Source organism: Gillisia hiemivivida (assembly GCF_007997295.1).
GTDB classification, from domain to species: Bacteria; Bacteroidota; Bacteroidia; order Flavobacteriales; family Flavobacteriaceae; genus Gillisia; species Gillisia hiemivivida.
In genome coordinates this window covers 102527-118436 of sequence record NZ_VORY01000001.1, presented here as the reverse complement: position 1 = coordinate 118436, position 15910 = coordinate 102527, and the positions used below count along the sequence as shown (strand labels likewise).

Below are 15910 nucleotides of genomic sequence, written 5' to 3'. Positions count from 1 at the left end.
ATTTAATCAAAATCAATGTAATCTTTTGGGTTTACGGGATTCCCTTCATTCCATAACTCAAAGTGTAGGTGTGGGCCTGTTGTGAGTTCTCCGGCAGATCCTGCCGCAGCGATCACTTCTCCAGATTTCACAAAATCACCCTGTTCTTTTGTTAGTGACGAATTATGCTTATAGACAGAAAGCAAGCCGTAATTGTGCTCTATGATAATCACATATCCCGTTCCCGCACTCCATTCAGCAAAGATCACCCGCCCATCTGCTACGCTTTTAACAGGGGCATTTTTAGCGACCACAATATCTATTGCATAATGTCTAGTTTTAACATTATAGTCTTCGGTAATTGGTCCTTTAACTGGTGGGAATAATGCGAATTCTATATTAGAACCAGCTGTTTGAAGAACATTATATTTATCTTCTAAAGCCACTTCTTCTCTCAACAAAGAATCTGCCCTAGAAGGGGATAGATCTATATATTCTGAATCTATTTGTTGAGTATTTAATAATGAATCCCTATTAAGATCTCCTATATCAAGGTCTCCAGTTAGCACTTTTCTTATAGATTCGAAATATTGATTATTTAACATCAAAGCCGTTTGTAGGGAATCTGTCTTATAAGTTAATTCTGTGGCCTGTCTCTTCAGTTTTGTTGAAGAATATCCGGGAATATATTCTCTTAATCCTGTAAAAGCTATAATGAAGGTTGTTAGCGCAATTAGCAATATAGCACTAGAAGTAATTGCCACAAATAGATTTAACCGAGTTAACTTAAATGAAAGACGCTCCTCAAAAGTGTCTTCATTTAATACTACCAACCTGTATTTATGAAGTAACTTTTTGGAGAATTTTTTTTTATTTTCTTTTGTTTGAGACATAATTTATGCTGCTATCACAAAGATAGCATAAAGTTAAATTTATACTATTTTAATGCTCTTAAACGTTTATATTAATGATTTCTTGCTAGATTTGTAATAACAAAAATTTTTAATTATGAACGCATTATTTTTACCTTTAATGATAGGTGCTCCTCAAATAATTTTAATCGTCATTGTGATATTATTATTATTTGGCGGAAGAAAAATACCTGAGTTAATGAGAGGATTAGGTAGTGGTATTAAAGAATTTAAAGATGCCTCTAAGGATGATGATGATACAGACAATAAAACCCCTGGAGACAAAAAAATTCCTGAAGACAAAAAATAATTTTCTTATAATATCCTACAAAAGGCCCAATTAAAATTGGGCTTTTTTTTAGTCTATTTTTGCCGATTTCAATATGGCTTCCAGCTCAAACATATTGTCTCGTTTGGCTGTTGCAGGAGCAAAAGTGAATCCTTCCAGAATGATATATCTATTGTTAACACTATCTCTAATGGCATAATTAACAAAGGGTCCGGCCATAAAAGCACTTTTCATCTCCCAAGTTCCCTTCGTTTCATAAGCGAACTTTCCGTCTATTTCAGAGTCGAATAAATAGGGAGCATAAGCTTCTTCCGTTATCATATATCTTCCTTCTAAACCCCCATGGATATAAGCTTTCCCGATAGAATCTCTCATTTTTATAATATTAGCTATTACGCTGGTATCCCTATCAATTTGGTTAAGGGGCACGGCATATACTAAAATTTCCATATTCCCTTTAGGAATGTCTTTCCGAAGCCAAAAGAATTCTTCATTTTCCATTGCATACCTATAAGCTGTAGGGAATTTAAGTGATACTCCTAATGTGTTTTTTAACTTTTCGTCCTCTTTTAATGACTTATTGATCCTTCTTTGCTTTTCTTTAATTTCAGTATTTCGAAGGGTTTTAATAATTTCTTCTGAATTTTTATTGATCTGTTCGATAATCTCATCAGAATCTTGCCCGGTAATTACAACTCCTTTTTGTGGGTGGGCAAAAGGATCGTCGAAAATTTTAAATCTCCCAGCTTCACCTTTTTCAATCTTCACAAACAATCTATTCTTACGCACAAAACCAGAAAAAGCTTCTGGCGGCATCTGATTTAAGGAAAAAATAGGTTCTTCCTGAGGCAATCCATCTACAGGAGATGCTAAAGATTTTCTAAGTGCTTCTCCAACAGAACCTTCCCACATCTCATTTTCAATAACTACAGAGATATTGTTGATATTCCCTGAAGAAGTAGCTAAAAGTATAGGATTCTTACTCTCGGAATCTTGACATCCAGTAAGTAATAAGGAGATAAATAAACTTAGGAATACAAAATTCTTCATAATTATAATTTAATTAATACTAGCTTCCGGAAAGCTTTAACTTCATTCCGGGCTTAAGAGATGTGCTAGACATCCTATTCCATGCTCTCAAATTCTGTACCGTAATTCCGGGAAACTTTTGAGAAATAGTCCAGAGTGAATCTCCGTTTTTAACGGTATAGGTTTTAGCCTGGGTAGTAGGCTTAGAACTACTCACAGTGCTCTTTGCTATATCAACAGGTTTTCTAGGATAGATGGTTAGATATTGACCCACTCTAAGGTTGTTACTTCTTAAATTATTCCATTTTTTAACACTGCTTACTCCTACCCCATATCTACTAGCTATTCTACCAAGATAATCACCGCTTTTAACTCTGTACCTTACTTTATCTTCGGCCTCTAAAAATTGAGGTAGTTCCTTTTCTTTTTCAGCTAATTCTGTTTTAGCGAAATTATAGATAGCATCTTCATTATTTACAAATATGCCAACATTTTTTCTGGGTAATCTTAGTGCGTAAGCTTCATCTTCCACAAAAGGAATAATATCCAATTTATAACTAGGATTCAAAAACTGTAACATTTCTTTATCTACACCAGATACTTTGTTGATCTGGTCAAAAGTGAGCATTTGTTTTACATGTAATGTATCTGTATCAAAAAAGGCAACTTCTGGTCCGTTTGGCTGGAAATCATGTTCTTTTGCGTATTCAAATAAATAAAGTGTCGCTAAAAAGGCGGGAACATAACCTGCCGTTTCTCGTGGTAAATAGCTTCTTAATGTCCAATAATTAGTGGAACCTCCACTCCTTCTGATTGCTTTGGCTACATTTCCAGGGCCAGAATTATAAGAAGCCAACACCATGTCCCAATCTCCAAATGTCTTGTATAAACTCGCTAGATATCTTACAGCTGCTTCCGTAGCCATTATAGGGTCCATGCGCTCATCTACATAAGAACTCACGTCTAAGCCCTGCATTTTGCCCGTAGCGAACATAAATTGCCACAAACCAGTTGCTCCAACCCTAGACTTTGCTCGAGGATTAAGTGCAGATTCTACTATGGCCAGATATTTTATCTCCAAAGGAACATCATACCTGTCTAATTGCTGCTCGAACATCGGGAAATAATATTCGCTTAACGCCATGAGGCGTTCCATAGATTTCTTATTCCTTTTAAGATAAGATTTTATTACACTCTCCAGAATTGGATTATATTCAATATTAAAAGGCGTCCGCGCATTTAATTTTGCGAGCCTCGCTTTTAGAGTATCTGTGGGTAATTCTTTAAATACAACTTCAGAATAATCCTGCTTTAGGATCTCATCTTGCATTTCTTCGTAAAGATCTGAGTTTAAAAGTTCCTTCTTCCATACCGAATCTATAACAGCAGCATGAGGTAGATCTTTAAGATCTTTAATACTAGTCTTATTTATTTTTGCTGAAATTGGTAATCTATCCTTGAATTCAGGATCGGGATTTTTTAATTCTATTTTAGCACTATCAGATTTTTTAAAAACTTGAACTCTAAAATTCGCCTTTTCAGCCTTATTTGTTGGTTTCGGGTTGTTTTTTACTGGATTTTTCTGACCCATGGAGCCAAAAAAAACGAACAACATTAAAATGGTGATTATCTTTTTCATATTTCTACATCTATGGTACAGAAACGTTTAATATTTCAATTTCTTACTTAGTCCTCAGAAATTGCCTTAATTCCAGGAAGTGTTTTCCCTTCTAGCATTTCCAACATCGCACCACCACCGGTAGAAACGTAACTCACATCATTTTCCAAATTAAATTTTTTCACAGCGGCTACAGAGTCTCCTCCACCTACAAGTGAAAATGCTCCATTTGCAGTTGCTTTCCCAATAGCTTGTCCAAGTTTCATGGTTCCTTCAGCAAAAGCTTCCATTTCAAAAACTCCAATCGGTCCATTCCAAAGGATCGTTTTAGATTTTAAAACAACGTCAGAAAATAGATCTACAGATTTTGGACCTGAATCTAGTCCCATCCATCCTTCCGGGATATCATCTATAGGGCAAACATCTTTATTTGCCATTTCAGAAAAACTATCTGCAATAATAGAATCTGCCGGCAAGTGTACTTCTACTCCCTTTTTAGAAGCTTTTTTCAAGATCTCCAAAGCCAGTTCTTGCTTGTCGTCTTCTACGAGAGAACTTCCTATTTTTCCGCCTTGAGCCTTAATAAAGGTAAAAGCCATTCCACCACCAATTATTAAATGATCTACTTTGTCCAAAATATTTTCCAGAACCGTGATCTTAGAAGATACTTTAGCACCACCAATGATTGCAGTAACAGGTTTCTCTGCAGAATTCAACACCTTATTTAAGCTTTCTATCTCTTGCTTTAAAAGATAGCCAAAGCATTTCTCTTCAAAATATTTAGCTACAACTGTTGTTGAAGCATGGGCTCTATGAGCTGTTCCAAAGGCATCATTTACATAAATATCTCCTAGCTTGGATAATTGCTTAGCAAAGCCAGAATCTCCTTCTGTTTCTTCTTGATGATATCTTAAATTCTCCAGCAAAAGAATCTCGCCTGGTTTAAGCTCATTTACCGCATTTTCAGCAACATCACCTACGCAATCGTTTACAAATTTAATTTCCACGCCCATTATTTCAGAGACCTTAGAAACAATTTGTTGCAAAGAAAATTTAGCTTCTTTATTCTTAGGCCTTCCCAAGTGTGTCATTAGAACAACGCTTCCGCCATCTTCTAAAACTTTAATTATGGTAGGTTTAGCGGCTTCTATTCTAGTACTGTCGGTTACATTTCCTTCGTCATCTAATGGAACGTTGAAATCTACCCGAATAAGTGCCTTTTTGTCTTTAAAATTGTAGTCGTCTATTGTTTTCATAAGCAATGTGTATACTACAAATATAAATTTTTCTAAAGATATAAAGTGAAGATTAATTTTATCTTTGCCTATGCTCTTTTCTGAAGTTTTAGGCTTACCCCATATTAAAAATCATTTAACTACCACGGCAGACCGGGGCCGTATTCCGCATGCGCAATTATTTGTGGGCAATCATGGGAGTGGATTATTACCAATGGCTATTGCCTATGCGCAATATGTATTGTGTGGAAACACAAATTCTGAGAATAATACCGGGAATACTGCTTGTAACTTAAAATTCAATCATTTATCACACCCAGATCTTCATTTTGCATTTCCGGTAGCCACAAACGACAAGATAAAAACGCATCCAGTTTCCAATCATTTTATGGAGTCTTGGAGAACTTTCCTTAATAAGAATCCGTATGGAAGTTTGTTCGACTGGTATCAAGAAATAGGAATAGAAAATAAACAAGGTCAAATCGGGGTAGATGAAGCTCAGGATATTTTGAAATCACTTTCATTGAAATCCTATGAAGGCGGTTATAAAATAATGTTGATCTGGATGGCAGATAAAATGAATACTCCCTGTTCCAATAAATTGTTAAAGTTAATAGAGGAGCCGCCAAATAAGACACTTTTTATACTTATTGCTGAAGACGAGGAGCAAATAATACAAACTATTAAGTCTCGATGCCAGATTTTGAGATTTCCACCTCTTTCTGAAACTGTTATTGAAGAAAAATTGATAGCAACTTCCAAAGTAGATGCTTTATCTGCAAAGAAAATTGCGGTACAGGCAAATGGAAGCTATTCTCAAGCACAACATATATTAAAAAATAATTCTGGAGATGAACAATTTGAAAATTGGTTTATTACCTGGATTAGGACAGCCTTTAAGGCAAAGGGAAATAAAGCCTCCATTTTAGAGCTAATCTCATGGAGCGATACTATAGCTGCTTCGGGAAGAGAAACACAAAAAAGTTTTTTACACTATTGTTTAGACTTTTTTCGCCAAGCCTTACTTTATAATTACAAGGCAGAAGGACTAGTTTATATTCAGCCTAAAACCGCCAATTTTAAATTAGAAAAATTTGCTCCATATATAACAGGAGCAAATATATTAGGGATCACTTCAGAAATTGAAGATGCTATCTACCATATAGAAAGAAATGGGAATGCAAAGATCATTCTTACAGATCTGTCTATTAAACTCACAAGATTAATTCATAAAAAAGTAGCTTAAAAAAACCTATGGAAAACATTACAAATTATATTACAGAGATCCTTATCCTTTTATTTATAGTAATAACTTTTTTACAGTCTGGCTTAGATAAAATCACCGATTGGAAAGGCAATATTGGATGGCTGAAAGGACATTTTTCTAAGACTTTTCTTGCAGGGCAAGTACCTCTGATGGTTGGCATAATTTTGGTCCTAGAAGTAATTGCAGGGATTATGGCCTTAGTTGGAATATTCTATATTATAAGCAGTGGACAAACCGAAATAGCTCTTTACGCAAATGTAATGGCAGCAGTTACCTTGTTGATGTTGTTATTTGGACAGCGCGTAGTTAAGGATTATGCGGGAGCTTTTACCATTGTAGGATACTTTATCGTGGTGATTTTGGGAGTTACTTTATTGTCTTAAAACTTTTGATCTCTTTTTGTCTAAAAATATCTTCACCAATTAATGAGAGGAAATGGGAGTTTCAGAGTCTCCTTCGAAGATTAGAAGCTGAAACATGTTTAGCATGAAGAATAACCTGAATACACTGGTTATAAATAAACAGGCAATCAGTAAGATTTCTAATAACAAAAAAGCATCGATCTCAATAAGACCGATGCTTTTTTGTTTAAGGAAATTAGGTAATTCTTATTTCTCGTAACTCTCGTTTAATTTCTCAAGAATTTCTTCAGTAATATCTAAACCATCTTTTGCATACATGATGTTTGCAGACTCGTTAGAACCGAAAATATAAGTATAATCGTTATCCTTACCATATTCCTTTACGTATTCTTTCACTTTGGTTACAATAGAATCAATTACAACATCGCTTTCTTGACGCAGCTGGTTCCCCATCGTTTGTTGTTGCTGTTGGATAGTTTGTTGCTTAGCCATTAATTCTTGTTCCTTTTCTTGTCTTTGTGCAGTAGACATTCCATTCATGTTCGCTTGGTATTCTTGCACTTCTTTTTGAAAACTTTGAGCCAAAGAATCTAGCTCGATTTTTACCTTATCAGATTTTGAAGTGAATTCCTCTTCCACTTCTTTCATTTCGCGATACTCCTTAATAATTTTGGTTGTATCTACGTAAGCTGTTTTTTGTTCAGTACAACTTGTAAGTCCGGCTGCAATTAAAACAACCAATAATAATTTCTTCATAATATAAATTTTGTTTGGCGCAAAAGTAATAAAGTATCAATGGAAAAAAAGAAAAAAATAATCTCTATTAACTATAATAGGTAAATCTTATAGTAAAATTTAAAAAAATAAATTATTTCAATCAAAATCAAGGGGATATAGAGAGCTTTAAGGAGTTTTTCCTGTTAGCGACCACAATTATCTAGCTGCGTGTTAGTTTCACTCTGAAATAGCTCCAAATTAAGTTTTAGATCGATTTTCTGAAGAAATAGGCAATCGAAGAATACTCTAAAGACTTTTTTGCTTTTAGATTAGATTTTAGTCCTATAAAAAAAGCTTTCAAGAAGTTACTCTTTTTAGTCTTGTATTTTTCTGAAAGAAGACTCACATAAAATGAATCAAACAATAAAGGTTTTTCATCGAACTGAGAAAAAGAGGTGCCACTAAAAAGTTTTTTGAAACTCTTACGGGAAAAATGCCATAAATGTCTTGGCACATCAAAAGCTGCCCAATGCTCTTTATAATATAAAGCATCATAGCTTTTGAAGTTTGGAACGGCAATAATCAATAACCCATCTTTTTTTAGAAGCTGTTCTAATTCTATAATTTGATTCTTTAAATCGTAGACATGCTCAAAAACATGCCACATAGTAATTACATCAAATTTTTCAGCTTTAAATTTAGAGGAATCTTGAACTAATTTAATCCCTTTTTGTTTTGCTAGCGTTCTCGCATTTTCATTTGGCTCAATCCCTTTAACTTTCCAACCATTATTTTTTGCACTCAATAAAAACTCACCTGTCCCTGCTCCAATATCCAATAGTTTTCCCTGCTCTGGAAAATGAGAATCTATCCAACTTAACTTTTTAACAAGCATTCGTTTTTTAACGCTTTGATAAATTTTATCGGTAATGGAATCTTGAGAATCAGTATGGGAAATATAATTTTCACTTTTATAATAGGAAGGTAATTGGTCTAAATCTGGTTTTGGAGTAGTGACTAGAAGATGCATTTCTGGATCTAATATCAATTTAAATTCTTCTCCAGAAACTGTATGATCCTTACAAGTGATATAAATAGTGTTTAAGTTTTTTTGATTGGAACTATTCACAATTATGGAAATTGTTTAAGACATTTTAAATGCTAAATATAGAGGAAAAATCAGATTGTTCCACGTGAAACAATTTATCTTCCCATATAGACAAGAAGCACAGAAATATCACTTGGGCTAACTCCACTAATTCTTGAGGCTTGGGAAATTGTTACAGGTTGAATTTTATTTAATTTCTCCCGAGCTTCAAAAGACATGGATTTAATATTGGAATAATCATAATTTTGCGGAATTTTAATATCTTCTAGCCTATGCAATTTGTCTGCATTGTTCTTTTCCTTATTTATATATCCAGCATATTTTACCTGAATTTCAGTTTGCTCTAGCATCTCCTCATTCAATTCGTTCTCAGAAATAAATTGATTTACCCCAGGGAATTCCATTACATCCTCCATCGTGATATTTGGTCTTGAAAAGATCTTAAATATCTTATCGCTTTGTTTCATTGGAGCCGAATCCTTAGCTTCTAAAACTGGGTTAGAGAACTCTGGAGTAACACTAGTATCATGTAAATAATCTACAAAACTCAAAGATTTTTCTTTCTTCTCATCCATCTTGCGAAGACGCTTTTCTGAAGCTAAACCTAGATCAAACGATTTTTGAGTAAGTCTAAAATCGGCATTATCTTGTCTTAGTAAGGTTCTATATTCTGCTCTAGAAGTAAACATCCTATAAGGTTCTTCTGTTCCTTTTGTAATAAGATCATCTACCAAAACTCCGATATAAGCTTCGTCTCTTTTTAAAATAAACGGCTCTTTTTCTTGAACTTTTAAGGCAGCATTTATACCCGCCATTAAACCTTGAGAGGCTGCTTCTTCATATCCCGTTGTACCGTTAATTTGGCCAGCGAAATATAATCCCTCTACAAGCTTTGTTTCTAAGGTATGCTTTAATTGCGTAGGTGGAAAATAGTCATATTCTATTGCATAACCTGGTCTAAAGAATTTCACTTTTTCAAAACCAACAACAGAACGCAATGCTTTAAATTGAACATCTTCTGGCAAAGAAGTAGAAAAACCATTTACATATACCTCACAAGTTTTCCAGCCTTCAGGCTCTACAAATAACTGATGCCTGTCTTTATCTGCGAATCTATTTATCTTATCTTCTATAGAAGGGCAATAACGTGGCCCAACACTTTGTATTCTTCCATTAAACATTGGAGACCTATCAAAACCTTCTTTAAGCAACTCGTGCACTTCCGGAGAAGTGTAAGTCATATAACAAGACCTTTGTTTTGTTAGAGGTTTTGTATCATCTAAATAAGAGAATTTAGACGGCTTCACATCACCGGGTTGCTCAGCCATTTTAGAATAATCCAAAGATCTCCCATCTACTCTTGGAGGAGTTCCTGTTTTCATTCTACCAGATTCAAATCCCAACTGGATAAGTTCTTCTGTTATTCCTGTTGAAGCTCTTTCTCCAGATCTACCTCCGCCAAAATTCTTATCTCCAATATGGATCAATCCATTCAAAAATGTGCCGTTGGTAAGAATAACAGATTTTCCTTTTATCTTTAATCCAAGCGCAGTTTTGACTCCAACTACCGCACCACCTTCTACGATTAACCCAGCAACCATTTCTTGATAAAAATCAAGATTTGGTGTTCCTTCTAATCGCAATCTCCAGTGATCTGCAAACATCATTCTATCACTTTGCACTCTTGGACTCCACATTGCAGGTCCCTTGGATTTATTTAGCATTTTAAACTGAATTGCACTAGTATCACTAACCAATCCGCTATATCCGCCTAAAGCATCTATCTCACGAACTATCTGCCCTTTTGCAATTCCTCCCATTGCGGGATTACAACTCATTTGAGCTATATTCTGTAAATTCATAGTTACCAATAAGGTTTTAGATCCCATATTAGCAGCAGAAGCAGCGGCCTCACTTCCAGCGTGACCTGCTCCAACAACAATTACATCATATATTTCACTAAACATAAATCTCTTTTTTTAAGATTGTTCCACGTGGAACAATTTCATTTTTTCCTCTTCTTTGCTTCTCATAAGAGTAGCTTCCTCTTCTGTTTTATCTTTGTAGCCACTAAGGTGTAAAACCCCGTGACTTAATACTCGTCGCAATTCATCCTCAAACTTTACATTAAATGTTTCCGAATTTTCACGAACGCGATCTGTACTTATATATATTTCACCCTGCAAAATTTTACCTGCAGAATAGTCGAAAGTTATAATGTCTGTATAAGTATCGTGATCTAGATATTCAATGTTGATTTTCAGGAGATATTCATCATCACAAAAAATATAACTAATTTCTTCCAGAGTCCTTCCTTCAGAAGTTATTACATTCTCAATCCATGAAGCATATCTTGCTTCATCCTCAAGTTTAAATTCGTTTTCAGAATAAAAATTAATTTTCGACAGATTCAAAATACCTCTTTACTTTAGTCTTATAAATTTGCCGCAAAGGTAAGCTTTGTCTATTTAAAATTTCAGTAGAATTAAAATATTCTTTGGCTCTAAGATTTTGATCCTGAGTAGTGTTTTTGAAGTTTTCCTGGTTTGTTTTTGAAGTTCTTTGCTCCTCTTCTTCCTGCTCCCTTACAGCCTCTTCTAACTGAAGCAATCTATGCTGAATTTGATTCATCCTACTTAGAGTTTCTTTATTAAAACCCTTCTCTAAAAGCTGTCTTTCTATACGCTCCATTTCACTCAACACATCAGCATTCTTTTTATCTAAGCCTGCCTCCCTTAATTTATCTTCCAGTTGCTGACGTAATTGTTGTTGTTCTTTAAAGATCTCATACAGCTTAGCACTTCCTTCCTCCCCTAGTCTGTCTTCACCCTCTCCTTGCCCTTCTTTATCTCCATCCTTCCCATCATCACCATCTTCTCCAGGTTTATCTTTACCGTTCTGTTTTGGTTTTCCTTCGCCTTCTTTAAGACCTTCTTCCATTTCCTTGTTGAGTCCTTCCTGAGCTTTAATAATGTCAGGCAACTGCATTCCTTGGCCACTTCCATTTGGAGAGAGACTTAAATTTGCCATTTCTTGCATATTGCCCAAAACCTCACTAAGCATATTGGCCAATTCATTTGTATTGGTCATTATGTATTGCTGGCTAGCGGTTCCTTGCGGTAGTTCATTTTGTGCAAGCCGCTCCAATGCCTTGTTAATATCAAATTCTATATCAGTTAATTTGGTAGTGATCTTTTCTGTGATCATAGGATTATTCATGGCAAGCACAAACAAACTATCATCTATATGTTCAAAGTGTTCTTTAAGAACTTGTTGCTTTTTCAATTGTTTAGGATAGGCTGGATTATTAATTCTAATACCTTTAAAATTGAGCATCAATGCTTCCTGTTCAAAAGAAAACACAATGAGATTATCTAAAATTTGTCGCATGGTTTCAATATCAGCAGTTAATTGCTCTCCTTGAGCACCAGCTTGAGCAGACTTCATTTTCTTACTCATTTCTTTCATCTTCTCTCCTGCTTTTTTCTGAGGAGATTTTGCATCTTTTTTATTGTTCTGCTCTAATTGATCCTCCGCTTTCTTTTGCTCTTCTTGAATTTCCTGTTCTTCTTCTGTCTCTCTATCTAAATCAAAAGGCTTTTTAAGTGCATTATTTTCTTTCTCCAAAGAATCCATTTCCTCCTTAAATTCTTGAAAATCTTCAGATAACTTTTCTTGTTCTTCCAAAGAATTCAAAGAATCTTGCTTTGCTAAATTCTCTTGCTTTTCTCCTGCTCTTTCAATATCTCTTGCTAGCTTCTGAGTCTTTTCCTGAACATAATAACGTTTGGTAAGTTCCAGTAACTGCTCAAGATTTTTTTGTTCAGCGGTATTCTGTTTAGATAGTTTTTCCAATTTATCTAACAAGTCCTCCTCACTTATCTTATCGGCATACTCCTGTAATTCTTTTAACAAGGCTTCGTTTTCCTGCAAGCGTTCTTCGTTTCTATCTAACCTGTCTTTAAGTTCTTCTTCAAACTTTTTGTTTTCTTTGGAACCAGTTTTATCTTCAAAGGTGTTTTTAAGCTTTTCAGAATAATTTTTCATCATAGCTGTTTGCTCTTTCTGCCGTTGTAAAAATTCCTCTAGCTTCTTTTTATCATTATAATTTAGCTGATTTTTTTCTATTTTAAGTCTCGACAATTCTTCCAAGTCTTTTTTAGATTCCTGCATTTCTTCAAGACTTTCTGAAATTCCCTGAATAGATTCTCCTTGCTGCTTTAACTTTTCAGCACTTAATTCCTTTTCAGATTTTATTCTGAGGCTAAAAACTTCAGTCTTAGTAGATTTAGAACCCCTAACTCCATCATTATCAAATACTTCGAAATAGATAGCATAGTTAGTTCCCTGTTCTAATTCTAAATTTCCCGGAAACGTATATAAAAATTCTCCAATATTCTGATTAGCAATGGGAATTGCAACTTTTTGACTTTTAGTATTATCTTTTTCAGGGTAGAAAACCATGTTCACCTTTGTGATAGCGTGATCATCATTCACTTTCCCGAAGAAATAATTAACATCTGTAGCAACTGTATCTTGTTTATGCTGAACATCTATTTGCGGATATTGATCCTTTATAACCTCAATAGCATATTTTAAAGATTCATAATCCTTTACATTGTTATTAGACGTGTTGATAGAATATTGCAGCGGAGAAAATATCTTATCTGAATATTTGAATTCCGAAGCATTTTTCTCAAAACCCAGAATGCTGTCTTTAGTTTTAAACGAGACGTCGTCTGTAGCCCGGGTTTTTAAAACCCATGAAATTTTTGTCCCTTCTGGCACCGTTCCGTTCCCTGTTCCTTTTACTATTTCATTTTCCTTTCTTAAATAAGCAGGGAAATTGAGCTTCATCTCAAAATCCAGTAATTTTGGGACTTGGATAACGCGGATTTTATAAGTTCTAGATGTAACATTATTGGCCCTAAAATAGAATTCCACATCTTCTTTTAATCCTTCAAAGGAGTATTGAAAAGAATTCAGCGAAGAATTCTTCAAATAATATTCTTCCTCATTAAAGTGAATGGCAACAGTTTCAGGAATGAGATTCCCAATGGTCTGGACTTCTAGATTAAAATCCTTGCCTTCTTCAACCACCAACTCACTTGAATTAATTATAAAAGAAAATGGTGCCGGTGCCTCATAAGCGGTATTATAATGCACTACCCGAGTATAACTTTCAGAAAAAATAGAAGAATTCCCGGTGAAAATAATGGCTAAGATTATTAAAACCGGAAAGGCCGCATATTTCAAATATTTAAGACTTGTATTAAAATTGACCGCAGTTTTAAAAGGAACAGGACTCAGTTCTTTTGACTTTTGGGAAATACTTGCGAGCAACAAATCGGATTGTTCAGAGGAATTTTCAAGCTGAAGTACGTTTAGAAGTTTATCATTAACCTCAGGAAAATGTTTTCCTATAAGAATAGAAGCAGCTGTGAGATCTAAACCTTTGGATAACTTAAAGAGTTTTGCCAGAGGCCAGAGTATAAATCTAAAAAAGAGCAGGCTTGAAAATAGAATGAAGCCCCAAAATAACAAACTTCTATAAGGCGGAGAAAGCCATAAAAAATATTCTATTAGCAAAATAAGAATGCTATATAACAACCAAACAGAAAAGAACAAAATACTACCTTTCAATAATTTATTCAGGTAATACCGCCTAATAAATGCTGTCAGCTTTTGTTTTATAACACTAAATTCCTCCATGATTACCCCCCTACTTTTCCTTCTCTTAAAACTACAAATTTCATTTTACTTTATCTAGCGGTGTTTTCAGCATTTTAAATTTATCCGGGCAATTAATAGGACAGGCTTAAATTCGTGGGTTTTCCATTAAGAATCCGTTATCTTTGCCGTTAAAATTACAATTTTATGTCTGCTAAAGTACGAGTTCGTTTTGCACCAAGTCCTACAGGACCTTTACACATTGGAGGAGTAAGAACAGCCTTATATAATTATTTATTTGCTAAGAAACATGGAGGAGATTTCCTTTTGCGTATTGAAGATACAGATCAGAATAGATTTGTAGAAGGCGCAGAGCAATATATAGTTGAAGCCTTAAATTGGTGTGGAATTCCTTTTGACGAAGGCCCCGGGAAAGATGGTGGATTTGGACCTTATAGACAAAGTGAACGAGCAAATTTGTATTATGAATATGCTGAAAAACTGATCTCTTCTGGAGATGCATATTACGCATTTGATACTTCAGAAGCTTTAGATGAACATAGAAAAGACCATGAAGAAAAGGGAAAAACCTTTATCTACAACTGGCATAATAGATTGAAACTACAGAATTCTCTTGCGCTTTCTTCTGAAGAAGTTCAGAAAAGACTGGATTCTAAGGAAAATTACGTGATTCGGTTCAAGTCACCGGAATCTGAAACATTGCATTTAACCGACGAGATTCGTGGAAATATGCAGGTAGATTCCAGCATCCTAGACGATAAGGTGCTTTTTAAGAGCGATGGGCTACCAACTTATCATCTTGCTAATATTGTAGACGATCATTTAATGCAGATCACTCACGTTATTCGTGGGGAAGAATGGTTGCCTTCTTTAGCATTACATTATTTATTATATCGTGCATTTAATTGGGATGCACCAAAATTCGCGCATTTGCCTTTGATCTTGAAACCACAGGGAAAAGGAAAATTAAGCAAACGTGATGGAGATAAAATGGGCTTTCCCGTATTTCCTTTAGAATGGAAAGATCCAAAATCTGGGGAGATCTCTTCTGGGTATAGAGAAGAGAATTACGATCCTAGAGCCGTGGTTAATATGTTGAGCTTTTTAGGTTGGAATCCAGGGACAGAGCAAGAATTCTTTGAATTGGAAGAATTGATTTCGGCTTTTGAGATCTCCAGAGTGCATAAATCTGGTGCTAAATTTGATCCTGAAAAAACCAAATGGTTTCAGGCACATTACCTTCAGAAAACCGATAACGAAATACTCGCAAAGGATTTTTTGAAGATCTTAGAAAATAAAGGTGTTACAGCAACATTAGAATATACAACCTCAGTAATTGCACTTTTAAAAGAACGAGCAATCTTTGTGACCGATTTCTGGGAATTAGGAAGCTATTTCTTTGTAACTCCTACTTCTTATGATGAAAAAGCTTTGAAAAAAGCATGGAAAGAGGATACTGCTGAAATTATAGAGAAACTAATCCAATTGGTATCTGAAACTTCAGATTATACTAAAGAAAATGTCCAAGATAATATTAAAGGATGGATCACATCTAATGAAATAGGCTTTGGAAAAGTCATGCAGCCTTTTAGAATTGCTTTAGTTGGATCTTTACAAGGACCAGATGTATTTGATATTTCTGCTTTTATAGGAAAAGAAGAAACAGTTAAAAGATTAAAATCTCTTTTAGCTAAGCAATAAACC

General features: G+C 34.7%; 13 protein-coding genes. 4 read left to right on the top strand and 9 right to left on the bottom strand.

The genetic code is table 11. From position 1 onward, the window contains the following. Positions 1-2: 2 nt before the first annotated feature. Positions 3-872 carry a M23 family metallopeptidase gene (locus tag ES724_RS00500; protein ID WP_146928209.1) on the bottom strand — a complete coding sequence of 290 codons (870 nt, stop codon included), beginning with the start codon at positions 870-872 and terminating at the stop codon, positions 3-5. 115 nt (positions 873-987) lie between these two features. On the opposite strand from ES724_RS00500, the gene tatA reads away from it, so the two are divergent. Continuing rightward, entirely contained in the window at positions 988-1200 is a 213-nt protein-coding gene (tatA, locus tag ES724_RS00495) for a twin-arginine translocase TatA/TatE family subunit (protein WP_026836877.1), read from the top strand. A 48-nt stretch (positions 1201-1248) separates the two neighbouring features. Here tatA and ES724_RS00490 read toward each other — a convergent pair whose 3' ends face one another. The 3 genes from ES724_RS00490 to ES724_RS00480 are packed head-to-tail and all read right to left on the bottom strand — an operon-like array spanning position 1249 to position 5082. Continuing rightward, positions 1249-2229 carry a DUF4837 family protein gene (locus ES724_RS00490; protein ID WP_146928207.1) on the bottom strand — a complete coding sequence of 327 codons (981 nt, stop codon included), beginning with the start codon at positions 2227-2229 and terminating at the stop codon, positions 1249-1251. A 19-nt stretch (positions 2230-2248) separates the two neighbouring features. Continuing rightward, complete coding sequence (locus tag ES724_RS00485) at positions 2249-3847, bottom strand: lytic transglycosylase domain-containing protein (protein WP_170249824.1); 1599 nt, start codon at positions 3845-3847, stop codon at positions 2249-2251. 47 nt (positions 3848-3894) lie between these two features. After that, a complete protein-coding gene (locus ES724_RS00480; RefSeq protein ID WP_146928205.1) occupies positions 3895-5082 on the bottom strand; it encodes a phosphoglycerate kinase in 1188 nt (395 codons plus the stop codon). 70 nt (positions 5083-5152) lie between these two features. Here ES724_RS00480 and ES724_RS00475 point away from each other — a divergent pair, with 70 nt between their 5' ends. Both ES724_RS00475 and ES724_RS00470 read left to right on the top strand, forming a co-directional pair. Beyond that, positions 5153-6307: a DNA polymerase III subunit gene (locus ES724_RS00475; RefSeq protein WP_146928203.1), complete on the top strand. Its 1155-nt coding sequence runs from the start codon at positions 5153-5155 to the stop codon at positions 6305-6307. An 8-nt stretch (positions 6308-6315) separates the two neighbouring features. Next, positions 6316-6711, top strand: a complete 396-nt coding sequence (locus tag ES724_RS00470) for a DoxX family protein (protein ID WP_146928201.1) — start codon at positions 6316-6318, stop codon at positions 6709-6711. 225 nt (positions 6712-6936) lie between these two features. Here ES724_RS00470 and ES724_RS00465 read toward each other — a convergent pair whose 3' ends face one another. From ES724_RS00465 to ES724_RS00445, 5 genes are all read right to left on the bottom strand, one after another. Then, positions 6937-7446, bottom strand: coding sequence for an OmpH family outer membrane protein (locus ES724_RS00465; RefSeq protein ID WP_026836871.1), 510 nt, complete (start codon positions 7444-7446; stop codon positions 6937-6939). Between the two features lie 226 nt (positions 7447-7672). Next, positions 7673-8536: a class I SAM-dependent methyltransferase gene (locus ES724_RS00460; RefSeq protein ID WP_246136783.1), complete on the bottom strand. Its 864-nt coding sequence runs from the start codon at positions 8534-8536 to the stop codon at positions 7673-7675. Positions 8537-8610: 74 nt separating this feature from the next. Continuing rightward, on the bottom strand, positions 8611-10482 hold the full coding sequence (gene mnmG, locus ES724_RS00455) for a tRNA uridine-5-carboxymethylaminomethyl(34) synthesis enzyme MnmG (protein WP_146928199.1): 1872 nt from the start codon (positions 10480-10482) through the stop codon (positions 8611-8613). Between the two features lie 12 nt (positions 10483-10494). Next, the gene (ybeY, locus tag ES724_RS00450; RefSeq protein WP_146928197.1) at positions 10495-10929 is read right to left on the bottom strand and encodes an rRNA maturation RNase YbeY; all 435 of its coding nucleotides are present in this window, start codon (positions 10927-10929) and stop codon (positions 10495-10497) included. Beyond that, positions 10910-14227, bottom strand: a complete 3318-nt coding sequence (locus tag ES724_RS00445) for a hypothetical protein (RefSeq protein WP_146928195.1) — start codon at positions 14225-14227, stop codon at positions 10910-10912. Before ES724_RS00445 ends, ybeY begins: the two co-directional genes overlap by 20 nt. 165 nt (positions 14228-14392) lie before the next feature. On the opposite strand from ES724_RS00445, the gene gltX reads away from it, so the two are divergent. After that, positions 14393-15907: a glutamate--tRNA ligase gene (gltX, locus tag ES724_RS00440; RefSeq protein ID WP_146928193.1), complete on the top strand. Its 1515-nt coding sequence runs from the start codon at positions 14393-14395 to the stop codon at positions 15905-15907. Positions 15908-15910 lie beyond the last annotated feature (3 nt).